Below are 22682 nucleotides of genomic sequence, written 5' to 3' on the forward strand. Positions count from 1 at the left end.
GTCCTAGCTTTATCGCGCAAACGATTGTTATGGCCAAAAATTTAAGCGATCTGACAGCTTTAGCAGTGTATGATTGCGCCCGTCAGCCCCGCCGGGGCTTGTGGAAAACCACCATGGACTTACCCAGTAGTTACTCGCTAGCAACATTCATACAGAAAGATCTGACCGATTGATTCTCCCGGCGTGCTCCGCTGCTGGGAGTGGAGTTCGCCTATGACTGAAGTAGAAGTAAAAAAAGCGCAAGACAGCCTGCAGGATCGCCTGGCCCAGGTGGTCGAACTGCTGCAACGCCAGCGCGTGGTCGAAGACCTCACGCACCGCCAGGAAGGCGCGCACAACGACCTGGTGGAAAACCTGGTCCACCGCCAGAATCTCGTCGAACTGCAACGCAAGCTCGATGACCTGCACCCCGCCGACATCGCCTACATCCTCGAAGCCTTGCCCCTGGTAGACCGCTTGACGGTCTGGCAGCTGGTGCGCTCGGATCGCGATGGCGACATTCTGCTTGAAGTATCCGACTCGGTACGCCAATCGCTGATCGCCGACATGGACGATCACGAGCTGCTGGCTGCCGCCAAGGAAATGGACGCCGACGAGCTGGCCGACCTGGCCCCTGAGCTGCCGCGCGACGTTGTTCACGAGTTGATGGAAACCCTCGATGGCCAGCAACGCGAGCGTGTGCGCTCGGCGCTGAGCTACGACGAGGAGCAGGTCGGCGCGCTGATGGACTTCGAGATGGTCACCATCCGCGAAGATGTCAGCCTGGAAGTGGTACTGCGCTACCTGCGCCGCCTGAAAGAGCTGCCCAACCACACCGACAAACTGTTCGTGGTCGATTACGACGGCATCCTCAAAGGCGTGTTGCCGATCAAGCGCCTGCTGGTCAACGACCCGGAGAAGAAGGTAGCCGAGGTCATGGCGACTGACCCTGTGTCCTTCCAGCCCGAGGAAGATGCCTATGATGCGGCGCTGGCGTTCGAGCGTTATGACCTGGTATCGGCACCGGTAGTAGACAAGGGCGGGCGCCTGATTGGCCGTTTGACCATTGACGAAATGGTCGACCTGATCCGTGAGGAGAGCGAGAGCGAAGTCCTCAACATGGCAGGTCTGCGTGAAGAGGAAGATATCTTTGCCTCGGTGTGGCGCTCGTTGCGTAACCGTTGGGCATGGCTGGCGATCAATCTGATTACCGCCTTTGTGGCTTCGCGTGTGATCGGGCTGTTCGAAGGTTCGATTGAAAAGCTGGTGGCGTTGGCTGCGTTGATGCCGATTGTTGCGGGTATTGGTGGCAACTCGGGTAACCAGACCATCACCATGATCGTCCGCGCCATGGCGCTGGACCAGGTGTCGCCGGGTAATACCAGCCGCCTGATGCGCAAGGAGTTGGCGGTATCGCTGATCAACGGCCTGGTTTGGGGCGGAGTGATTGGTGCGGTGGCTTTCTGGCTTTATGGCAGCTGGTCACTGGGTGTGGTGATGACCGCGGCGATGACCTTGAACCTTTTGCTGGCGGCGTTGATGGGTGTGCTTATCCCGATGACCCTGGCCCGCCTGGGGCGCGACCCGGCGATGGGGGCGAGCGTGATGATCACTGCCGTGACCGACAGTGGCGGCTTCTTCATCTTCTTGGGCTTGGCTACGGTGTTCCTTCTCTAAGCCCATACACAATCTCAGTGGGAGCGGGTTTACCCGCGAAGAATGCAACGCGGTACATGGCACCGGCATAGCCGGTGTTCGCGGGTAAACCCGCTCCCACAGAGGCCTGCGTTTGCTTCAGATAGCCGCCCACAAAAAAGCCAGCTTACGCTGGCTTTTTCATGTTCACTGCAGACCTCAGGAAGCGTCGGCGGCCATTTCCACATCGTGAGCGATGAGGGCGACCAGGGCGTTCTGCTGGCGGTGGGACAGTTGGCGGAAGCGTTGTAGCAACTCGCGCTCATGGAGGGATAGCTCAGGGCTGTCCAGGCGCATGCTCAGCTCGTCACCCAACGCACCTTCCTGGATAAGGCTCTGTTCCAGGCGCGCGATGATTTCAGAGTTCATGCTGCGGTGATGGTTGCGCGCTACCTCGGCAATGCGCTCACGCATCCCGTCTGGCAGGCGTACGACAAATTTGTCAGCGGTGCGGCTCGAATAAATAGCCTGTTTCAATGGGCGCATATAAATTGACCAGATTTTGGTTCAGGGGAAGCGGTTCTCAAATTGGCCGCACGGGATGGAAATACGACCGTGGCGACGACAAAATGTTCAACCGTCATTAAAAAATGGATGCTCATCTTGCCTTATGGTCGCCGTTTCCTTGGCGTCAATTCTGTGACAAATAGTGAGCCGGATAAAGGCTTTCTGCCAGTACCAATTATCAGAAATGAGCACTGGTTTGAAAAGTTTTACATGATCCGACTTGCCTAACCGTCAGACTTTTGCCGTCAAAAACTGGTAAAACGCAGCAAAAGACCAAGAAAACACCTAAAATGCGGCGGTTTCCCTTCATAGAGCATAGTGGCTATGCAACATGACGCAAGCAACCGTCGATCAGGGAAAGGCCGGTTGATATTTCTGGTAGGACCGTCGGGTTCGGGGAAAGATTCCCTGATCGACGCATCACGTGAGCGGCTGGCGGCTGCGGGGGTAGAAATTGCCCGACGCGTCATCACCCGTTCGGCCGAATCCAAGGGCGAAGCCGCCCATGGCGTCATGCCCGAGCAGTTCGAGACCCTGCGTGCCCAAGGCGCATTCGCCATGCACTGGCGGGCCAACGGCCTGGACTATGGCATTCCACTGCAGGTAGACGAGTGGCTGGCGGCGGGCAGGGCAGTGCTGGTGAATGGGTCGCGGGCCTACCTGGCCGAAGCGCGCCAGCGTTACCCGGACCTGTTGGCGGTGCTGGTCGAGGTCAAGCCCGAGGTGCTGCGCCAGCGCTTGCTGGCACGAGGCCGCGAAACCGTCGAGGAAGTCGAGCAGCGCCTGGCTCGCAGCGTCCGTTTGCAGGCACTTCCTGATCCATCGGTGCATGTGCTGGACAACTCCACAACCCTGGAGGCCGCGGTTGCAGCCCTGTTCAGGCTGCTTCGCAACGAAGGTGTGCTGCCACAGGTGTAGCAGTGCCAGAAAAGGATTACGCGAAAAAGCCCGGCAGGTGCATGACAAATGCCAGCATGCTGGTTAACATGCTGGCCGTCCCGCTGTGCAGCGCTCGCTGCCGGTCGTAGCGTCTCAGTAGCTCAATTGGATAGAGCATCCCCCTCCTAAGGGGAAGGTTGCAGGTTCAATTCCTGCCTGGGACGCCATTTCTTCTCTCTTCCATTTTTGCCTCCGCCTCCCTGGCCACTGCTGTCCGTTGGCGCATCAGGAAGTACCCCGCCACAACCAGCAGCACGGTCAGCACCGTGAACCAGAACTGGAAACGCGACGCTGGGTCTATCGCCTGGGTGCCGATCACTGCCAGCAAGGCGAACAGCGCAACAATATTGGCATACGGGAACAGCCAGGCACGGAAGGCGTTGGGGTCGACCGCTTCGTGGCGGGTTTTCCAGCGCATGGCCACGTGGGCGATGATGATGAAGATCCACACGACCATCACAAGGCTGCCGGTACTCTTGGCCAGGGTCATGAACAGGTCGCCGGCGCTGACAAAGTGCACGGTCAGGATCATCGTGCAGATCGACAGGCTCAGCAGCAGTGCATTGATCGGCACGCCCTTGGCACTGGTGCGCGAGAACAGCTTGGGTGCGTGCCCGCGCTGGCTCAGCGAGAACAGCATGCGCGAGTTGGAGAACATGAACGAGTTCATCACCGACATGAACGAGACGAACAGCACCAGTTTCATGGCCACCGCAGCACCACCGAACCCGGCCAGGCTGAACAGCGAAACATACGGCGAGGCCAGGTTGGCTTTGTCGGTCCACGGCAGGCACAGGATCAGGATCGACACCGAGCCGACGTAGAACAGCATCACCCGCAGGATCACGCTCTTGATCGCGCGGATCACGTTCTGCCGCGGGTTCTCCGATTCACCTGCGGCCACGGCGGCGATTTCGCTGCCGCCCAGCGAGAAGATCACCACAATGACACCTGCCATCACAGGCGACAGGCCGTTAGGCATGAAGCCGTCGTGAGCAGTGAGGTTCACCAGGCCTGGCGAAGGAATATCGTTGTGCAGGCCAAGCAGGATCGAGATACCCAGCAGCATGAAGATGAGGATGGTGGCCACCTTCATCGCCGCCAGCCAGTACTCCACTTCGGCAAACGAACGTACCGAGTAGGCGTTGCTGGCCATGAGGGTCACCAGCATCAGGAAGGCGCCTGCCCAGATCGGCAGCCAGGGTAGAAAGTCATGCAGGATGGCGCCCAGCAGCACCGCTTCGAGGGTGATGGTCATCATCGATTTGAACCAGTACAGCCAGCCCACTGCAAACCCTGCCCAGTCGCCGAGCCAGGTGTTGGCATAGGTCGAGAACGAACCGGCATCCGGGTTGCGGCAGGCCATTTCGCCGAGCATGAACATCACCAGGGTGACCACCAGGCCGCCAATGAAATACGACAGGATGGCCGCTGGCCCTGCCGATGCGATCAGTGAGCCCGAGCCCATGAAAAGCCCTGCACCGATCACCCCACCCAGCGCGATCATGGTGATATGCCGCTGCTTGAGGCTTTGCTTCAAACTGTTGGATTGCATTTCCTTGTCCTCTCTTATTGTTCGGGGGGATCCGACAACGTCCCCCAACGCAGGCATCGTCATGCGCCTGCGTCCACGCGTGGCAAATAGCTACCAGCCTGCCACCATGGACAATAAGGCCAAGGACCTCAAACGAATTCTCTGAACAACATCCTGCCGATTTTTCCTGAGGGTCAGTTTTGCACCTGACCCTGTGGGAGCGTCACGCTGCCCAGTGTTTCAACGCCCACAACACCCCCATGCCCACCATCAGCGCCAGCAATGTACTGCGCGTGCGCCATGCCACCAGTGCGGCCAGCACCGCCGCCGGTATCTGCGGATTCATCCAGTCGAATTCGGCGTGCCGGTCCGGGAACACCACAGCCGGCAGTACCAGCGCCGCCAGCACGCTAGCGGGCACATAGGCCAGGGCCCGGCGAAACAACGGTGGAATGCGCAGCACCGTGTGTAATTCGATGAACGACAGCCGGATGGCGAAGGTGCCCAGGCCGATCAGGGCGAAGGTTATCCATTGGGTCATTTCGCTCATGATGCTTCCCGCTCGCTGTTGGCTTCAGGCATGGCTTGCTGTTTGTTCCAGCTCTCGATAGCCAGCCCGGCGGTGATGCCGCCCAGCGCGCCAGTCAGCAGGCCCAGGTTGTACGGCAGGTCCGCTGCCAGCACGGCAAGCACGCCACCTGTAAGCGCCGCGCCAAGCGTGGCTGCATTGCGAATGCCGGGAATCAGCAGGGCCAGGAACGACAAGGGGATGGCAAAGCCCAGCGACCAGTCTTCCGGAATGCCCGCACCCAGGTACATGCCTGCCAGTACCGAGAGGTTCCAGCCCAGGAACATGGTGATCGCCGTGCCGGCATAGTAGGGGTAGGCGTACTGCCCGAGCCCGCCAGAGCCCAGCTTCAGTGTGCACAGGGCGAAGGATTGGTCAGACAGCATGTAGGCCATCAGCCACTTTTTCCGACGCGGCAGCTGGCCCAGGTGCGGCGCCAGGCTGGCGCTGTACATCAAAAAGCGCAGGTTGATGACCAGCGCGGTAACGACCATGGTCACCGGCAGGGCAGCGTTCTGCATCAACTGCATCACCACCATCTGCGCCGACCCGGAATAGAACAGCAACGTCATGCCGATGGCATCGGCCGGCGACAGGCCCATACCGATGGCGGTGACGCCGGTGATCAGGCCGAAGGGCACGATGCCGGAGGTCAGAGGCAGTGCGTTATGGGCACCCTGCCTGAAGGCTTGGGTCCCGCTGGGGTACGGCATTTGATTTCCTTGTAAGTCTTGGGAAGGCGCTAGTCAGGCACCTCCACGGTAATGCGCGTGACAGTTGGCTACAACGTCAGATTTCTGGAATAGTAGGCCTAAAAAAACTAGGCCTGACATCGTGTACCTTGATAACCCTACCCGGCACTCCCTGCAACTCAATGCCTTGCGCGCCTTTGAGGCGTCTGCCCGCCTGGGCGGCTTTGCCCGTGCCGCACTGGAACTCAAGGTAACCCCCGGTGCCATCGCTGCGCTGGTGAAAACGCTGGAAAGCGAATACGGCGCGGCCTTGTTCGAGCGCCACGCCAAAGGCGTGCACCTCACACCCTTGGGCGAAAGCGTGAAGGCGCAGTTCACCGAAGCGTTCGACGCCGTGGAAGCCGCAGCGCGCACCCTTCGGCGCCTGGCCGCTCCGCAGCGGGTGCATATCGTCACCTCACCGGCGTTGGCGCAGTTGTGGATCGGGCCCCGCCTGCCGGAGTTGACCCGCCTGCTGGCGCCCATCGAGATTTCGGTCACGGCGGTGGATGAGCCGCCCAACCTGAAGCGCAGCCCGTTCGACCTGTGCCTGTTCTACACCGAAAAGCCCGAGCGCTGGCAGCGCAGGATTGCCGCGGAAGAAATCCTGCCCGTGTGCGTACCGGCACTGGCGGCCAACATTGCCAGCCTCGAGGACCTCGCCGACGCCCGTTGCATCGCCGATGTAGGCTGGAACGACTGGGCGGTGTGGAGTGGTGTGGTGATGCCCGGGCACAAGTTTGTCGCCCGTGGGCCGGGGTTCTCCCTGTACTCGATTGCGTTGCAGCAAGCCTTGCTCGCAGCGGGTGTGCTGATGGGGCGCAAAACCCTGGTGCAACGCTACCTGGACAGCGGTGAACTGGTTGCGCCGATCGACTGCGCGGTGCCCTTGGGCATGACCATCGCTGCGTGGCGATTGCCAGGTGCCAAGGGCAACCAGGTGGTTGCCGCTGTCGAGGAGGCGCTGTTGCATCTGGCTTAAGCGATGTTTTGCTCCGCCGACCAGCTGGCGTACCAGCTGCGGAACAGCGAATACTGCTGCTCGGCATAGTTGCGCTGGGCATCGGTCAGCACGTCGGTCTCGTTGAAGTGCAGGCTGTATTCGCTGTCGCCGTTCAGCACCATCAGGTGCTTGTAGTACAGCACCAGGTCGCAGCCCTCATCGAACGACGACAGCACCGCCAGTGCCGCCTCTAGCTCGCGGGCCAGGCGACGGGCCTTGGCATCGCCCTTGGCCGCCTGCTTGCTCAGGCTTACCAGGTGCAGCACCTCACGCGGCAGGGCGTTGCCGATGCCGGTGATGGCGCCGGTGGCGTTGCAGTTGACAAAGCCATGCACCACCTGGGTATCCACGCCGACCATCAGGGTCACGTCGTCATCCTTGGAGGTGATGTGCTCGGCGGCGTAACGCAGGTCGGCGCCGCCGCCAAATTCCTTGAAGCCGATCAGGTTGGGGAATTCGCGGCGCAGCTCGAAGAACAGGTCAGCGCGGGTGGCAAAGCCGTAGTAGGGGCTGTTGTAGATCACCGCCGGTAGCTTCGGCGCGGCGGCGAGGATGGCCGAGAAGTGGTGCTTCTGAGCGATCAGCGAAGCGCCACGGCTGAGCACGCGGGGGATGACCATCAGGCCTGCAGCGCCGACTTTGGCGGCGTGGGCGGCATGAGATACGGCTTCGCGGGTGTTCACCGCACCGGTGCCGACAATGGTCGGGATGCCGGCGGCCACCAGGCGCGCCACGCCTTCCTGGCGCTCGGCCTCGGTCAGCAGCGGCCAGTCGCCCATCGAGCCGCAGTAGACCACGGCGCTCATGCCGGCCTCTATCAGTTCGCGGCCCTTGCGCACCAGGGCGTCGAAGTCCGGCTTGCGCTTGGCGGTGCATGGGGTCATCAGGGCGGGCATGGTGCCGTTGAAGATGTTGCTCATGGTCGTTACCTCAAGGTGTGTAATTGTTATTGGTTGCTTAGCGGCCGGCGTAGCGGGCCACGGATTCTTCGTCAACGGCGCGCAGCGATTTGCCGCGGGTTTCTTTGGCTGCCGCCACGGCAACAATCGAGATCGCCGCCGCGCCCACCAGGTACCAGGCGATAGGGGTGGAGCTGTTGTATTCCTTCAGCAAGGTCACGGCGATTAGCGGCGCCAGCGAGCCTGCCAGGATTGGCGCCACCTGGTAGCACAGGGACAGGGCGGTGTAGCGCACGTGGGTGGGGAACAGTTCAGCCATCAAGGCAGAGTAGGGCGCGTAGGTCATGGACTCGATGGCAAGGCCCAAGGTGATGGCGGCCATGATCAGCCAGTCGTTGCCGGTGTCCATCATCGGGAACCCGACAAAGCCCCAGAACGCGGTGAGTACGGCACCGATCAGGTACACCGGCTTGCGACCGATGATGTCCGACAGGTAGCCCATCGCCGGGATCATGAAGAAGTGCAGCAGGTGGGCGCCGAACATCAACAGCAGAATTTGCGAGGTGTCTTTGTGCACCACCAGTTTCAGGTAGGTGATGGAGAAGGTGACCACGGTGTAGTAGAGAATGTTTTCCGCAAAGCGCGCGCCAATGCCGATCAGCACTTCGCGCCAGTATTTGGTGACGACTTCGACAACGCCCAGTTGTTGGCTTTCAAGCTTCTGCTGTTTGGCCTGGGCCTCCTTGAAGATTGGCGCATCATCGACCCGGGTGCGGATCCAGTAACCAATCAGCACCACCACTGCCGAGAACCAGAAGGCCACCCGCCAGCCCCAGTCCAGGAACTGTGCTTCGCTCAGGTTCGACGACAACAGCAGCAGGATGATGGTAGCGATCAGGTTACCGGCCGGCACCCCCGCCTGCGGCCAGCTGGCCCAGAAGCCGCGGCGGTTGTCCGGGCTGTGCTCGGACACCAGCAGCACAGCGCCGCCCCATTCGCCGCCAAAGGCAAAGCCCTGGATCAGCCGCAGTACCACCAGCAGGACGGGCGCGGCATAGCCAATGCGCTCGAACGTGGGCAGGCACCCCATCAGGAAGGTGGTTATCCCGACCACGATCAGGCTGATCTGCAGTAAGTGCTTGCGGCCAACCTTGTCGCCGTAGTGGCCGAACACCAGGCCACCGATGGGGCGAGCGAGAAAGCCCACGGCGTACAGGGCAAAGGCGGCAATGATGCCGTCCATGGCACTGCCGGTCTGGCGGAAGAACAACTGGCCGAAGACCAGTGCCGAAGCGGTGCCGTACAGGAAGAACTCGTACCACTCGGCGACTGCGCCGGCCATGGCCGCAGCTACCACACGCTTGATGCCCGCAGGGGCTTTGTCTGCTGTGTTTGCGACATTCACTGATGTCGCCGAAGAGGGTGTGGCCATGGTTTTGCACTCCGATACGTAATTATTGGAAGAAGGAGTAGGCAGCGCGGAGCTGGCAAAACCGGCGCCGCTGATTCCTTATATGGTATTTCGTATACGATATCTAGATAAGCAAAAACGAAGCCAGAAGGGGGATCTCGCATCGAGTCATCTGCAGGAGAAAACAGGAGTCATTGTGGGAGCGGGCTTGTCCCGCGAAGGGGAGCACGCGGTGCATGGCACCGGCTTTGCCGGTGTTCGCGGGGCAAGCCCGCTCCCACAGAGTGCAAGGCTGCTCCTGCACGGGGCAGTGATAGCCTGCCGGGTCAGTTGTGGGGCAAGTGCTCGTACAGGCTCTGGCACACGCCATTGATGTGTTCTTCAATCAGACGTGCTGCCAGCTCGACATCGCGCGCCCGGCAGGCGGCAACAATATCGCGGTGCTCGTGATCGGCGCGCAGCTTGCCCGCTGACAGGCTCATCTGCATGCGCAGGTAGCGTTCCACCTTGTCATGGATCGAGCGGATCAGGCCAATCAGGTAGGGCCGCCGTGCCGGTTCGTAAAGGCAGGCGTGCAGCGCCCAGTTGAGATCGGCCCAGCGGCCGACGTCGTCTTCGCCGATGAACTCCGCGCAAATGGCTTCAGCCTGGGCAAAGTGTGCTTCGGTCATGTTCGGGATCGCCAGGCGAATCGCTTTCACTTCCAGCAGCACCCGTACCTCGAACATCTGCGCCAGTTCAGGTTCCGAGATGCGGGTAACCAGCGCGCCACGGTTGCGCTGAAAATCCACCAGGCCTTCGGCTTCCAGGCGTTTCAGGGCTTCGCGTACCGGGATCTTGCTGACGTTGAACGCCTGCGCCACTTCGTCCTGACGCACCGGTTCGCCTTCAGCGAGCTGGCCCGAGATGATTGCCTCGCGCAGGTGCTTGGCGATGATTTCCGACATCGAGGGCGTTGCACCCAGGTCGGTGGCTTTGAAGGACGGCAGCGGCACGGGAAATTCCAGCAATCAGGCGGTGCGGATATCTTATACGAAACGCCTTGCCAGCCATACCGGCCGCCGCCCAAGGGATCACGCCTGGCTGGCCGCCAGTGCGTCCTCATCCCCAACGATTGCAGGTGGGGTGATCTGGGTGTCGATCTTCGCCAGGGTCTTGGCCTCGACATCATCTTTCATGCGCTGGGCGATCTGCTGGTCGACCAACTCCTTCTTCTCAGGCGGCAGCGCGTTGTATTCGTCCTCGGTCATGCCCAGTTCGCGCAGCAGCTTTTCCTTGATCATCTCGGCAGGCGATTTGGACATGTAGTCCTGAAAATCCTGCCTGGCGCTGCTGGTTTGTTCCGTACCTGCCTCGGCAGGCTGGCCGAGGCCGCTGTCAGGGTTCTGAAGCTGCACCTTGAGCTTGGCAAAGGCTTCCTCGCGGGCATCCTCGGCATCCTGCTGCGAGGTATTACCCTGGAGGCCCTGTTGCGCCGTAGCGTTGCTGGCGACCACCGGTGTGCGGAACTGCGGCACATCGACCGGCGCCTGGTCATTGCCGGCGCGCTGCTGCTGATGGACCGTGGCCTGCCAGCCGAGGCCGTTTATGGCGATAGTCATGAAGTCGTCCTTGGAAATGTGAGTGGCAGGGCGGAAGGGCAAATGCCATGCCAGTCGCCCATGCCCCGAAAATAGCGCGTTGGAGCTATTCCCGGTGGCAGCACGGTGGGCATATGCTTGCCCGTCCAAGGCATGATCTTGCCGCCTGCGGCAATTACCACCACTGTCGGCAGCCCCTTGACCGGAGCGCAGTTGCTGGGCATCAGGGAGAGCGTCCATGAATCAGGAAACCAGGCCGGCACCCGCCGGCTTCAGTGAACAGCAGTTGCACACCTTGTTCGAGTTGATCAGCGATGGCATCTGGGACTGGAATGCCAATACCGGCTACGTCTATCGCAACCCGGGCTGGTACGCCATGCTCGGTTACGCCAGCCACTCGATGGCCAACTCGGTACTGACCTGGGAAAGCGTGATCCACCCGCAGGATTACCCGCGGGTGATGGCGCATTTCGAGGCCTATATCAACCAGCGCAACGAGCGCTACCTCATCGAATACCGCTGCCGTTGCCAGGATGGCAGTTACATCTGGATCGAAGACAGCGGCTACATCATCGCCCATAACGAAGATGGTTCGGTGGCGCGCATGCTCGGGGCGCACCGCAACATCGACGCCGGCAAGCGCCTCGTGGCGCAGCTGGAACAGAAGAACCAGTCGCTGGAGTGCCAGGTGGCCGAACGCACTCGCGAGCTGTCCTGGGTGAACCAGCAGTTGCAACGGCAACTGGACGAAAACCGCGAGTTGGCTGAGCGCGATGCATTGACCCGCATTGCCAATCGCTATCGGTTGGAAAAGGTGTTGCACCTCGAGTGCGAGCGGGCTCAGCGCTTCCGCCAGCCGTTGTCGCTGATCGCCATGGACATGGATGACTTCAAGCCAATCAACGACCGCTATGGCCATGCCCGTGGCGATGCAGCACTGGTACGGGTCGCGGAAAACCTGCGTACCTGCCTGCGCGAGCTTGACCTGCTGGCGCGCTGGGGCGGTGACGAGTTTGCGATAGTGCTGCCGCAGACCACGCTTGGCGAGGCGCTGGAGGTAGCTGGGCACTTGCGCCAGGTGATGGAGCGGCTGGAGCCGGTGGGCGATTGCCGGTTGACCATGAGCTATGGCGTGGTGCAGTGGCAGGAAGGGGAGGACCAGCATGCGCTGCTGGCGCGTGCCGACAAGGCATTGTACCGGGCCAAGGGCAATGGCAAGAACGCCATAGCCGAGTAGCTTGTGCCGGCCTCTTTGCGGGTGAATCCGCTCCCACAGGTAGAACACAGTATTCGAAAGTTGTGATGTTCCTGTGGGAGCGGGTTCACCCGCGAAGAGGCCAGCACTGATTCATGAATAAAAAAGACCCGCGGCGCCTCTCGGCGCAGCGGGCCAAATCGGCCTTGGCCGCTTCAGTGTCAGATGTGCAAGGCGTGGCCCAGGGCGCGCAATGCCGCTTCCTGTACCGCCTCACCCAGCGTCGGGTGGGCATGGATGGTGCCGGCTACATCCTCCAGGCACGCGCCCATCTCCAGCGATTGGGCAAACGCCGTGGACAGTTCGGAAACCGCCACGCCAACGGCCTGCCAACCGAGGATCAGGTGATTGTCCCGGCGCGCCACCACGCGCACGAAACCGCTTTTCGATTCCAGGCTCATGGCCCGGCCGTTGGCGGCAAACGGGAACTGCGCGACGATACAGTCCAGCCCTTGCTGGCTGGCCTGCTCCGGGGTCTTGCCGACCACCACCACTTCCGGGTCGGTGAAGCACACCGCGGCAATCGCGGCAGGCTCAAAGCGGCGTGCCTTGCCGGCGATGATCTCGGCCACCATCTCGCCCTGTGCCATCGCCCGGTGCGCCAGCATCGGTTCGCCGGCCACGTCGCCGATGGCCCACACGTTGTGCATGCTGGTCTGGCAGCGCTCGTCGATGGCAATGGCGGCGCCGTTCATTTTCAGGTCCAGGCACTCCAGGTTGAAACCCTGGGTGCGCGGCCGGCGGCCCACGGCCACCAGCACCTGGTCGGCCTCCACGCGCAATTGCCCGCCCTTGCCGTCGTTGGCCAGCAGGCAGCCACTTTCGTAACCTTCGACGCTGTGGCCAAGGTGCAGGGCGATGCCCAGCTTCTTCAACGACTCGGCCACCGGGGCGGTCAGTTCGCTGTCGTAGGTCGGCAGTATGCGCTCACGCGCTTCCACCACGCTGACCTGCGCGCCCAGCTTGCGGTAGGCAATGCCCAGCTCCAGGCCTATATAGCCACCGCCCACCACCACCAAGTGTTGTGGCAGGGCTTTCGGCGCCAAGGCTTCGGTAGAGGAAATCACCGGCCCGCCCAGCGGCAGCATCGGCAGGTTGACGCTGCTGGAACCGGTGGCCAGCAACAGGTGTTCGCACTGGATGCGCTGGCCATCGACCTCGACCTGCTTGCCATCGAGCACCTTCGCCCAGCCATGTATCACCTTGACCCCGTGCTTTTTCAGCAGGGCGGCCACACCGGTGGTCAGGCGGTCGACGATGCCGTCCTTCCATGCCACGCTCTGGCCAATGTCCAGGCGCGGCGAGGTAACGCTGATGCCCAGTTCCGACGGCCCGGCAAAGCGTGAAGCCTGGTGAAACTGCTCGGCCACATGGATCAGCGCCTTGGAAGGAATGCAGCCGATGTTCAGGCACGTACCGCCCAGCGCCTGGCCTTCCACCAGGAGGGTGGGGATGCCCAGTTGCCCGGCTCGGATGGCGGCGATGTAGCCACCCGGGCCGCCGCCGATGATCAGCAGGGTAGTTTGGATAGTCTGGTGCATGCTCACTCCACGAACAGGCAGGCGGGTTGTTCGAGCAGGCCACGCACGGCCTGAATGAACAGCGCGGCGTCCATGCCGTCGACCACGCGGTGGTCGAACGAGCTGGACAGGTTCATCATCTTGCGCACGACGATCTGGCCGTCGATCACCACCGGCCGCTCGACCATGCGGTTGACGCCGACAATCGCCACTTCCGGGGTGTTGACCACTGGCGTGCTGACGATGCCGCCCAGGGCGCCCAGGCTGGTCAGGGTAATCGTCGAGCCCGACAGTTCCTCGCGATTGGCCTTGTTGGTGCGCGCAGCGTTGGCCACGCGGGAAATCTCGCCGGCATTTGCCCACAGGCTGCCTGCTTCGGCATGGCGCAGTACAGGTACCATCAAACCATTGTCACCCTGGGTGGCGATGCCCACATGCACCGCGCCATGGCGGGTGATGATCTGCGCTTCGTCGTCGTAGGTGGCGTTGATCTGCGGGAAGTCACGCAGCGCCACGACCAAGGCGCGTACCAGGAACGGCAGCAGGGTCAGTTTGCCGCGGCTGTCGCCGTGTTTGCTGTTGAGCTGCTGGCGCAGGGCCTCCAGCGCGGTAACGTCGATTTCTTCGACATAGCTGAAGTGCGCGACCCGGCGCTTGGCGTCCTGCATGCGCTGGGCGATCTTGCGGCGCAGGCCGATCACCGGCACCTGTTCGCTGTCGGTGCGCTTGGCATAGCCATTCGGTGCCTGCCCGGCACTGCTTTGCGGCTTGCTCATGAAGGCGTCGAGGTCTTCGTGCAGGATGCGACCGGCCGGGCCGCTGCCATGCACGTAACGCAGTTCTATCCCTGCATCCAGGGCGCGTTTGCGCACGGCGGGCGAGGCCAGCGGCTTGTCGCCCGGCTGGCGTGGCACGATGGGCGCAGCTTCGTGGTTGGCGGGTGCCTGGCAAGCGGCGGGTTTTACCTCTTTCTGCGGTTCTGGCTTGGCTGCCACAGGGGCTGCCGGGGTTTCTACCGGCTTGGCGTGTGGCACATCCACATGGTTGCCGCTGCCTTCCACTTCGATGCGGATCAGTTCGCTACCGACCGCCATGACTTCACCGGGCTGGCCACCCAGGGCCAGCACCTTGCCGCTGACCGGCGAGGGGATTTCCACAGTGGCCTTGTCTGTCATGACGTCGGCTACTACCTGGTCCTCTGCGATGATGTCGCCGACCTTGACGAACCATTCCACCAACTCGACCTGCGCGATGCCTTCGCCAATGTCCGGCATCTTGATGACGTGCGTGCCCATTCAGACCTCCATGACCTTTTTCAATGCCGCACCTACCCGCGAAGGCCCTGGGAAGTAAGCCCATTCCTGCGCGTGGGGGTAGGGGGTGTCCCAGCCGGTGACGCGCTCGATCGGCGCCTCCAGGTGGTGGAAGCAGTGCTCCTGCACCAGCGACACCAGTTCGGCACCGAAGCCGCAGGTACGGGTTGCCTCGTGCACCACCACGCAGCGGCCAGTCTTTTTCACCGACTCGACGATGGTGTCCAGGTCCAGCGGCCACAGGCTGCGCAGGTCGATCACTTCGGCGTCCACACCGCTTTCCTCGGCAGCCACCTGGGCCACATACACCGTGGTGCCGTAGGTGAGCACGGTCACATCATTGCCAGGGCGAGTAATGGCGGCCTTGTCCAGCGGCACCGTGTAGTAGCCGTCAGGCACGGCGCTGTGCGGGTGCTTCGACCACGGCGTTACCGGGCGGTCGTGGTGGCCGTCGAACGGGCCGTTGTACAGGCGCTTAGGCTCAAGGAAGATCACCGGGTCATCGCATTCGATCGAGGCAATCAGCAGGCCTTTGGCGTCATACGGGTTGGACGGCATGACGGTGCGCAGGCCGCACACCTGGGTGAACATCGCTTCCGGGCTCTGGCTGTGGGTCTGGCCGCCATAGATGCCACCACCGCACGGCATGCGCAGGGTCAGCGGGGCGATGAACTCGCCGGCCGAGCGATAACGCAGGCGTGCCATTTCCGAGACGATCTGGTCGGAGGCAGGATAGAAGTAGTCAGCAAACTGGATTTCCACCACCGGGCGCAGGCCGTAGGCGCCCATGCCCACGGCGGTGCCGACGATACCGCTTTCTGAGATCGGCGCGTCGAACACGCGGGATTTGCCGTACTTGTTCTGCAGGCCTTCGGTGCAGCGGAACACGCCGCCGAAGTATCCGACGTCCTGGCCGTACACGACCACGTTGTCGTCGCGCTCAAGCATGACGTCCATGGCCGAGCGCAGGGCCTGGATCATGGTCATGGTAGTGGTGGCCATGGCGGTTTCCGGGTTGATGCTGTTGTTGTGGTCGTTCATCTCAAACCCCCAGTTCCTGGCGTTGACGGCGCAGGTGGTCGGGCATTTCCTTGTACACGTCCTCGAACATGGACGCGGCGCTCGGGATGTGACCGTTGGCCATGGTGCCGTATTGCTCGGCTTCTTTTTGCGCGGCAATCACGGCGGCTTCGAATTCGGTCGTGGTGGCCTGGTGCTCTTCCTCGGACCAGTGGCCGATCTTGATCAGGTGCTGCTTCAGGCGGGCAATTGGATCGCCCAGCGGGAAGTGGCTCCAGTCATCGGCAGGGCGGTACTTGGACGGGTCGTCCGAGGTCGAGTGCGGGCCGGCACGGTAGGTGACCCACTCGATCAGGCTTGGGCCCAGGCCGCGGCGGGCGCGTTCGGCAGCCCAGCGCGAGGCGGCATAGACGGCGACAAAGTCGTTGCCGTCAACCCGCAGCGAGGCAATACCGCAACCCACGCCTCGGCCTGCGAAGGTGGTCGACTCGCCACCGGCAATGGCCTGGAAGGTAGAAATGGCCCACTGGTTGTTGACCACGTTGAGGATCACCGGGGCGCGGTACACGTGGGCGAAGGTAAGGGCGGTATGGAAGTCCGATTCGGCGGTGGCGCCGTCGCCGATCCACGCCGAAGCGATCTTGGTATCGCCCTTGATCGCCGACGCCATGGCCCAGCCGACGGCCTGCACGAATTGGGTCGCCAGGTTGCCGCTGATGGTGAAGAAGCCGGCCTCGCGCACCGAATACATGATTGGCAGCTGGCGGCCCTTGAGCGGGTCGCGTTCGTTGGACAGCAGCTGGCAGATCATCTCCACCAGCGACACGTCGCGGGCCATCAGAATGCTTTGCTGGCGGTACGTCGGGAAGCACATGTCGGTGCGGTTCAGCGCCAGCGCCTGGCCGCTGCCGATGGCTTCTTCGCCCAGGCTCTGCATGTAGAAGGACATTTTCTTCTGGCGCTGGGCAACCACCATGCGGCTGTCGAAGATTCGCGTCTTGAGCATGGCGCGCATGCCCTGGCGGAGGATTTGCGGGTCGATGTCTTCGGCCCACGGGCCTTGCGCGTTGCCTTGCTCGTCGAGCACGCGGACCAGGCTGTAGGACAGGTCGGCGGTGTCGGCAGCATCGACATCGACAGGCGGTTTGCGGGCTTGACCTGCATCGTTGAGGCGCAGGTAGGAAAAATCGGTCTGGCAGCCTGGCCGGCCGGTGGGCTCGGGCACATGCAAACGCAGGGGGGCGTACTCGTTCATGCTTTTTACGCTCGCTCGGGTATTTGTTTTTGTGAGCTCTGAAGCGGCCGCCGCTGAGTACCGGCTTGTGACTGGTAGGTCAGCGTCATCTACATCTTAGTGGTCCGGCAGGAGAATTTTTCTCTCAAGTTGATTGCCTTTGCCGAGCGGTGCAGATAAACATTCCGCATAAACACAAAAAACCGGTGATTTTGTCTCATGCGCAAACTCGATCGTACCGATATCGGCATTCTCAACAGCCTGCAGGAAAACGCCCGCATTACCAACGCCGAGCTGGCACGCTCGGTCAACCTGTCGCCCACCCCCTGTTTCAACCGGGTGCGGGCCATGGAAGAGCTGGGGGTAATCCGCCAGCAGGTGACCTTGCTGTCGCCCGAGGCCCTGGGGCTGGATGTAAACGTGTTCATCCATGTCAGCCTGGAAAAGCAGGTGGAGCAGTCGCTGCATCGCTTCGAGGAAGAAATTGCCGAACGGCCCGAGGTGATGGAGTGCTACCTGATGACGGGCGACCCGGATTACCTGTTGCGGGTGCTGCTGCCGAGCATTCAGGCGCTGGAGCGCTTTCTTGATTACCTGACGCGGTTGCCAGGGGTGGCAAATATCCGTTCGAGCTTTGCCCTGAAACAGGTGCGCTACAAGACCGCCTTGCCACTGCCGGCCAATGGTATGACTTTGCGGGAATAGAGGTTGCCTGTGCTGGCCTCTTCGCGGGCACGCCCGCTCCCACAGAGATCTCACTATGCTCAAGGGCGGCGCCGTACCTGTGGGAGCGGGCGTGCCCGCGAAGAGGCCGGTACAGGCACTCAAGAGTGCTGCTTGATATTTTAAACACCGCCAGCCTATGTTGTTGTCAGCGTACAACAACAAGGACAAGCGTCATGAGCACTGCTCAGCTCCAGGGCATCGATGAAATCGAATGCGTCACCCCCGACCTCAATGGCGTCCCTCGCGGCAAGGTGATGACCGCCGAAGGCTTCCTTGAGGGCCGCCGTCTGCAAATGGCCCGGGGGGTGTTGCTGCAATGCATCATGGGCGGCTACCCGCCGGCGAAATTCTACGGCAGTGATGACGGTGACCTGGCGCTGGTGGCCGAACCCGGGCAGGTCCATCGCCTGCCCTGGAGCAGCGATGGCCGCGCCCTGGCCATCTGCGATGCCAATGAACTGGATGGCCGGCCCTCGGCACTCTCCACCCGTGGTCAGCTCAAAGCGGTGATCGCCCGTTACGCTGCACTGGGGTTGGCACCCGTGGTGGCGACCGAACTCGAGTTCTTTGTTTTTGCCCCCAACAGCGACCCCCTGCAGCCGTTCCAGCCACCAGTGGGCATCGATGGCCGCCGCGAGCTCGGCCATGCGGCGTTCAGTGTCAGCTCCAACAACGGCCTGCGCCCGTTCTTCAAAGAGGTGTACCAGTGCATGGCTGCGCTCGGCCTGCCGCGCGACACGTTCATGCATGAAATGGGCGTCAGCCAGTTCGAGATCAACCTGCTGCACGGCGACCCGCTGCTGCTGGCCGACCAGACCTTCCTGTTCAAGCACCTGCTCAAGGAGGTGGCGCTCAAGCACGGCCTGAGCGTGGTGTGCATGGCCAAGCCGCTGGCACGCACGCCCGGCAGCTCCATGCACATTCACCAGAGCCTGGTCGAGGCAGGCAGTGGGCGTAACGTGTTCAGCGACGAGCAAGGCCTGCCGACCGACACCTTCCACCACTTCATTGGTGGCCTGCAGGCGTGCATGGCCGACTTCACCGCGTTGTTCGCGCCCAACGTCAACTCCTACCAACGCCTGTGTCACCCCTATGCCTCGCCGAACAATGCCTGCTGGTCCGAGGACAACCGCGCCGCCGGTCTGCGCATTCCGGCCAGTGCGCCGACAGCGCGGCGGGTGGAAAACCGCTTGCCCGGTGCCGACGCCAACCCCTACCTGGCCATCGCCGCCAGCCTGGCCGCCGGCCTGCACGGCATCGAACAGCGCCTGCAGCCTTCCCCGGCCATTCAGGGCGAGTTTGAGGTGCCCGAGCACCTGAGCCTGCCGTGCACCCTGCATGCCGCCCTTGAACGGCTCAAGCGTAGTGCGCTGGCGCGGGAACTGTTCGGCAGCGAGTTCATCGAAGGCTACATCGCCAGCAAGACCCTGGAACTGACCGATTTCTTCGACGAGATCACCCCGTGGGAGCGCCGGGTGCTGGCGGCACAGACCTGATCGCGACACGACCTGCACCGGACACGCCCCATCGCGTTAATTCGCCGTTGGGGGCCTGCGCCAGGCGGTTTTTGCCCTTATGCTGCTAGCACCCGCCACCTGATCAAGGGAGCTTTACGGGACCTATGCGAAATGTATGGAAGCCGTTTCAGTCGTTGTATTTCGCCGCGCTGATGATGTTGATCGGCTCGGGCCTGCTCAGTACCTACCTGGCCCTGCGCCTGGCGGCTGACCATGTCGACAGCCTGTGGATCGGTGCGCTGATGGCGGCCAACTACTTTGGCCTGGCGCTGGGTGGCAAGGTTGGCCACCGGCTGATCGGCCGAGTCGGGCACATACGCGCCTATGCCACCTGCGCCGGGATTGTCGGGGCGGCGGTACTTGGCCATGGCCTGACCAGCTGGCTACCGGCCTGGGTCGGGCTGCGGATGATCGTTGGCCTGGGCATGATGTGTCAGTACATGGTCATCGAGAGCTGGCTCAACGAGCAGGCCGACGCGAAGCACCGCGGCGCAGTGTTCAGCGGCTACATGATTGCCTCGTACCTGGGGCTGGTGCTCGGCCAGCTGATCCTGGTGGTGCACCCGGAGCTTGGCCCGGAGCTGCTGATGCTGGTGGCGATGTGCTTTGCCTTGTGCCTGGTGCCAGTGGCCATGACCCGGCGCATTCACCCGGCGCCCTTGCGCCCGGCGCCGATGGAGCCGAAGTTCTTCATCAAACGCGTACCGCAGTCGCTCAGTACGGTCTTGGGCTCGGGCTTGATCGTCGGCTCGTTCTACGGCCTGGCGCCTTTGTATGCCTCCAGCCAGGGGATGACCACCGAGCAGATCGGTCTGTTCATGGGTAGCTGCATTTTTGCCGGCCTGCTGGTGCAGTGGCCGCTGGGCTGGTTGTCGGACCGTTACGACCGGGCAGTGTTGATCCGAAGCGTGGCAATAGGCCTGGCGCTGGCTGCTGCGCCATTGGCGATACTGCCCAGTGTGCCGCTGGAGATGCTGTTCGGTATCGGCTTCCTGATTTCGTTGCTGCAGTTCTGCCTGTACCCGTTGGCGGTGGCGTTTTCCAACGACCATGTGGAAAGCGAGCGGCGGGTGTCACTCACGGCGATGCTGCTGGTGACCTATGGCGTGGGTGCGTGCATCGGGCCGCTGGCGGCGGGTGTGTTGATGAAGGTGCTGGGCCCGCAGATGCTGTATGCCTTCTTCGTGTTCTTCGCGCTGGTGCTGGTGTGGCGGATTCGGCCGAAAGCGGTCACCGGGCTGCACCAGGTGCAGGATGCACCGCTGGGCCACGTGGCGATGCCGGCGGCCGGTTCGCCGTTGTCGGCAGCGCTGGACCCACGGGTGGATGAGCAGACCGTGCAGGATGTGATGCAGGCGCCGGTGGCGGCGGAAGATACCGAGGATGAAGGGAAGGGGGCTGAGCCACAGGCCGCAGAGCCTGAAGAAGTCAGCAAGTCGGTGTAAGCCTGTACCGGCCTCTTCGCGGGCATGCCCGCGAAGAGGCCGGTACAGGAAGAATACAAATGAAAACGCCACCTCATCAGGTGGCGTTTTTTATAGGCCGACGATCAGTAGTCGTCTTTGTCGAACCGCCGCGCCTCACGCTGCAGCTGGTACACAAAGCTCTCGATCTTGCGCTGTGCCTGCCCGCTCAGGTTATGGAAGCGCACGCCAGCGAAGGTGGTGTTGATGTGCTCTTCATAGTGCAGGTGACGCAGTTCGACCATGGTGTCCACCAGGCCCAACGGGTTGCCGGACTTGAAACGCTCGTACACCTGGCCCAGTTGCAGGCGGCTTGCTACATCGCCTTCAAATCGCAGTTTGCAGCCGGTGGCCGAGATATCCAGCAGCTTGCCACGCAAGGCGCCGTTGCCCTTCAGGTGGGTGCCATCGAGGATGATGTCGACCAGTTGCGACAACTTCAGCGCCGCGCGGAAGGCGTTGCGGCGCTGGTGGTAGGTCATCTCTTGCGGCATGGCACCGCTGTAGCAGCGGTGGCCGTCGACTTCGCTGATCTTCAGCTCGTGGTCGCACTCCCAGGCGATGCGCACGCCATCGTGAAAGCCTTCAACGCGGAAGTGCTCGCCGTTTTCGATGAATTTCTCACCGTCGCGCGGGATCATTTCGTCCAGTGCCAAGGTGTTGCTTTCACGGTCCACATGCACCACGTAGCTCTGGAAGCGCTGGCTGCGGTCATGGAAGGTGATGATCAGGGGGTCGTGGCTTTCCTGCAGTTGCCGCAAGTTGGCCGCAATTTCCAAGGGGGTGTTCAGCACCTTTGGCGGTTGCGGTGCTTCGGTTTCATTGAACACGGCTTATCGTTCTCCAGGCAAAAGCGACACACGCAAGTAACGGCATTTTGCCAGTATGTTCCGTGCCTTGATAGAAAAATCACACTTGGCTGAGGGCCCGCGGCTTGGCCAGCGGCGAGGTGCTGCCGCGGCTGTCGTAGAGCGACGGAGAGTCGCCGCCCATGAGGATTCTGATCTGGTTGTTGGTGACGTGTTGCTGCACCTGGATGATCCGGCCGTTGGTCTGGTTGACCTGCTGGCAGTCGTCCATCAGCCGCGACAGCATGTCGAGCCGCTGCAACATCGCATCGCCATGGGGCGATTGTGCGGCTACCGCCTGCACGCCACTGCGATCGGCACTCAGGCCCAGGCTGCCGAGCAACTGGCTGCGGCGCTGGCCATGCTGCTCGAGCAAGATGATCAGCGACTGCTTGCGCGCCAGAATCTGTTCCAGCAGCGGCATGTCGCGGCCATGCAGGGCGATCGCTTCTTTTTGCAGAAGGTCGAGCAGTTCCTGCATCGGGGCAATGTCATCTTCGATCAGTTGCAGCAAGGTGGTGTCGTGCATGGCTAACTCTTGGCTTTTCTAGCGTCCGTGAAGTCAGCGCGCCGAACGGTCAGCGCTGGGCTTCGAAATCGAGCAGTTTGCTGGCGATCTTGCCGGCATCGACCTGATAGCTACCGTCGGCGATCGCCTGTTTCAACTCGGCCACACGGGCACTGTTGACGACTGGCTCGTCGCGCAGCTTGTCATTGATCTTCTGCAACTGCTGGGCCTCTTGGCTGAGGTGTACCGCTTCTCCGCTGGCGCTGGTGCCGCTGGCCGCTTCCTGGCTGGCCGCCGGTTTTTCGGCGCTGCCGGGCGCGGTGTTGCCGCGCACGCCGCCCGTGACGGACGGAGAGTTGTTCAAACGACTGAAGTCGATGGCCATGATCAGAAACCTCTGGGTATTTGGACGCTTGCCTTGTTTTCGGCCAA

The 22682-nt window shown here is 62.1% G+C and carries 22 protein-coding genes and 1 tRNA gene; 8 read left to right on the forward strand and 15 right to left on the reverse strand.

Features of this window, described 5'->3' with window-relative positions:
* Positions 1-213: 213 nt before the first annotated feature.
* Positions 214-1656, forward strand: coding sequence for a magnesium transporter (gene mgtE / locus P0Y58_09620; protein WEK32426.1), 1443 nt, complete (start codon positions 214-216; stop codon positions 1654-1656).
* 177 nt (positions 1657-1833) lie between these two features.
* On the opposite strand, the gene P0Y58_09625 is transcribed toward mgtE, so the two are convergent.
* The gene (locus P0Y58_09625; protein ID WEK32427.1) at positions 1834-2160 is read right to left on the reverse strand and encodes an Arc family DNA-binding protein; all 327 of its coding nucleotides are present in this window, start codon (positions 2158-2160) and stop codon (positions 1834-1836) included.
* A 345-nt stretch (positions 2161-2505) separates the two neighbouring features.
* Here P0Y58_09625 and phnN point away from each other — a divergent pair, with 345 nt between their 5' ends.
* Entirely contained in the window at positions 2506-3099 is a 594-nt protein-coding gene (phnN, locus tag P0Y58_09630) for a phosphonate metabolism protein/1,5-bisphosphokinase (PRPP-forming) PhnN (GenBank protein ID WEK32428.1), read from the forward strand.
* Positions 3100-3210: 111 nt separating this feature from the next.
* Positions 3211-3287 (forward strand) — tRNA-Arg (locus P0Y58_09635).
* Here P0Y58_09635 and P0Y58_09640 read toward each other — a convergent pair.
* The 3 genes from P0Y58_09640 to P0Y58_09650 form a co-directional block, all read right to left on the reverse strand.
* Complete coding sequence (locus tag P0Y58_09640; GenBank protein ID WEK32429.1) at positions 3266-4675, reverse strand: amino acid permease; 1410 nt, start codon at positions 4673-4675, stop codon at positions 3266-3268. The genes P0Y58_09635 and P0Y58_09640 overlap by 22 nt on opposite strands.
* Positions 4676-4877: 202 nt before the next feature.
* Positions 4878-5204 carry an AzlD domain-containing protein gene (locus P0Y58_09645; GenBank protein WEK32430.1) on the reverse strand — a complete coding sequence of 109 codons (327 nt, stop codon included), beginning with the start codon at positions 5202-5204 and terminating at the stop codon, positions 4878-4880.
* Positions 5201-5935, reverse strand: a complete 735-nt coding sequence (locus P0Y58_09650) for an AzlC family ABC transporter permease (protein ID WEK32431.1) — start codon at positions 5933-5935, stop codon at positions 5201-5203. The genes P0Y58_09645 and P0Y58_09650 overlap by 4 nt, the downstream gene beginning before the upstream one ends.
* Positions 5936-6056: 121 nt before the next feature.
* On the opposite strand from P0Y58_09650, the gene P0Y58_09655 reads away from it, so the two are divergent.
* Complete coding sequence (locus P0Y58_09655; protein WEK32432.1) at positions 6057-6935, forward strand: LysR family transcriptional regulator; 879 nt, start codon at positions 6057-6059, stop codon at positions 6933-6935.
* Here P0Y58_09655 and P0Y58_09660 read toward each other — a convergent pair.
* From P0Y58_09660 to P0Y58_09675, 4 genes are all read right to left on the reverse strand, one after another.
* The gene (locus P0Y58_09660) at positions 6932-7876 is read right to left on the reverse strand and encodes a dihydrodipicolinate synthase family protein (protein ID WEK32433.1); all 945 of its coding nucleotides are present in this window, start codon (positions 7874-7876) and stop codon (positions 6932-6934) included. The two genes, P0Y58_09655 and P0Y58_09660, sit on opposite strands and share 4 nt — an antisense overlap.
* Before the next feature lie 37 nt (positions 7877-7913).
* Positions 7914-9287 carry a fosfomycin efflux MFS transporter AbaF gene (gene abaF, locus P0Y58_09665; protein WEK32434.1) on the reverse strand — a complete coding sequence of 458 codons (1374 nt, stop codon included), beginning with the start codon at positions 9285-9287 and terminating at the stop codon, positions 7914-7916.
* Positions 9288-9592: 305 nt separating this feature from the next.
* Positions 9593-10213, reverse strand: a complete 621-nt coding sequence (locus P0Y58_09670; protein WEK33303.1) for a GntR family transcriptional regulator — start codon at positions 10211-10213, stop codon at positions 9593-9595.
* Between the two features lie 126 nt (positions 10214-10339).
* Positions 10340-10867 (reverse strand): hypothetical protein, encoded by a 528-nt coding sequence (locus P0Y58_09675; GenBank protein WEK32435.1) that lies wholly within the window; start codon positions 10865-10867, stop codon positions 10340-10342.
* 217 nt (positions 10868-11084) lie between these two features.
* Here P0Y58_09675 and P0Y58_09680 point away from each other — a divergent pair, with 217 nt between their 5' ends.
* Entirely contained in the window at positions 11085-12083 is a 999-nt protein-coding gene (locus P0Y58_09680; protein ID WEK32436.1) for a diguanylate cyclase, read from the forward strand.
* Positions 12084-12262: 179 nt separating this feature from the next.
* Here the strand turns inward: P0Y58_09680 and lpdA are convergent, their stop codons facing one another.
* The 4 genes from lpdA to P0Y58_09700 are packed head-to-tail and all read right to left on the reverse strand — an operon-like array spanning position 12263 to position 17209.
* The gene (gene lpdA / locus P0Y58_09685; GenBank protein WEK32437.1) at positions 12263-13642 is read right to left on the reverse strand and encodes a dihydrolipoyl dehydrogenase; all 1380 of its coding nucleotides are present in this window, start codon (positions 13640-13642) and stop codon (positions 12263-12265) included.
* A 2-nt stretch (positions 13643-13644) separates the two neighbouring features.
* Positions 13645-14916 (reverse strand): dihydrolipoamide acetyltransferase family protein, encoded by a 1272-nt coding sequence (locus P0Y58_09690; protein ID WEK32438.1) that lies wholly within the window; start codon positions 14914-14916, stop codon positions 13645-13647.
* Positions 14917-15975, reverse strand: coding sequence for an alpha-ketoacid dehydrogenase subunit beta (locus P0Y58_09695; GenBank protein WEK32439.1), 1059 nt, complete (start codon positions 15973-15975; stop codon positions 14917-14919).
* A gap of 1 nt (position 15976) precedes the next feature.
* Positions 15977-17209, reverse strand: coding sequence for a 3-methyl-2-oxobutanoate dehydrogenase (2-methylpropanoyl-transferring) subunit alpha (locus P0Y58_09700; protein ID WEK32440.1), 1233 nt, complete (start codon positions 17207-17209; stop codon positions 15977-15979).
* 198 nt (positions 17210-17407) lie between these two features.
* Here P0Y58_09700 and bkdR point away from each other — a divergent pair, with 198 nt between their 5' ends.
* The 3 genes from bkdR to P0Y58_09715 all read left to right on the forward strand — a co-directional run bounded on the left by bkdR (position 17408) and on the right by P0Y58_09715 (position 20876).
* Positions 17408-17893: a Bkd operon transcriptional regulator BkdR gene (bkdR, locus tag P0Y58_09705; GenBank protein WEK32441.1), complete on the forward strand. Its 486-nt coding sequence runs from the start codon at positions 17408-17410 to the stop codon at positions 17891-17893.
* A gap of 275 nt (positions 17894-18168) precedes the next feature.
* Positions 18169-19410, forward strand: a complete 1242-nt coding sequence (locus P0Y58_09710; GenBank protein WEK33304.1) for a glutamine synthetase family protein — start codon at positions 18169-18171, stop codon at positions 19408-19410.
* A 125-nt stretch (positions 19411-19535) separates the two neighbouring features.
* Positions 19536-20876: an MFS transporter gene (locus tag P0Y58_09715; GenBank protein WEK32442.1), complete on the forward strand. Its 1341-nt coding sequence runs from the start codon at positions 19536-19538 to the stop codon at positions 20874-20876.
* A gap of 104 nt (positions 20877-20980) precedes the next feature.
* Here the strand turns inward: P0Y58_09715 and P0Y58_09720 are convergent, their stop codons facing one another.
* The 3 genes from P0Y58_09720 to flgM all read right to left on the reverse strand — a co-directional run bounded on the left by P0Y58_09720 (position 20981) and on the right by flgM (position 22635).
* The gene (locus tag P0Y58_09720; protein WEK32443.1) at positions 20981-21724 is read right to left on the reverse strand and encodes a flagellar brake protein; all 744 of its coding nucleotides are present in this window, start codon (positions 21722-21724) and stop codon (positions 20981-20983) included.
* A 79-nt stretch (positions 21725-21803) separates the two neighbouring features.
* Positions 21804-22271: a flagellar protein FlgN gene (locus tag P0Y58_09725; protein ID WEK32444.1), complete on the reverse strand. Its 468-nt coding sequence runs from the start codon at positions 22269-22271 to the stop codon at positions 21804-21806.
* 49 nt (positions 22272-22320) lie between these two features.
* Complete coding sequence (gene flgM / locus P0Y58_09730; GenBank protein ID WEK32445.1) at positions 22321-22635, reverse strand: flagellar biosynthesis anti-sigma factor FlgM; 315 nt, start codon at positions 22633-22635, stop codon at positions 22321-22323.
* Positions 22636-22682 lie beyond the last annotated feature (47 nt).

This window comes from Candidatus Pseudomonas phytovorans (assembly GCA_029202525.1).
Lineage (GTDB): Bacteria > Pseudomonadota > Gammaproteobacteria > Pseudomonadales > Pseudomonadaceae > Aquipseudomonas > Aquipseudomonas phytovorans.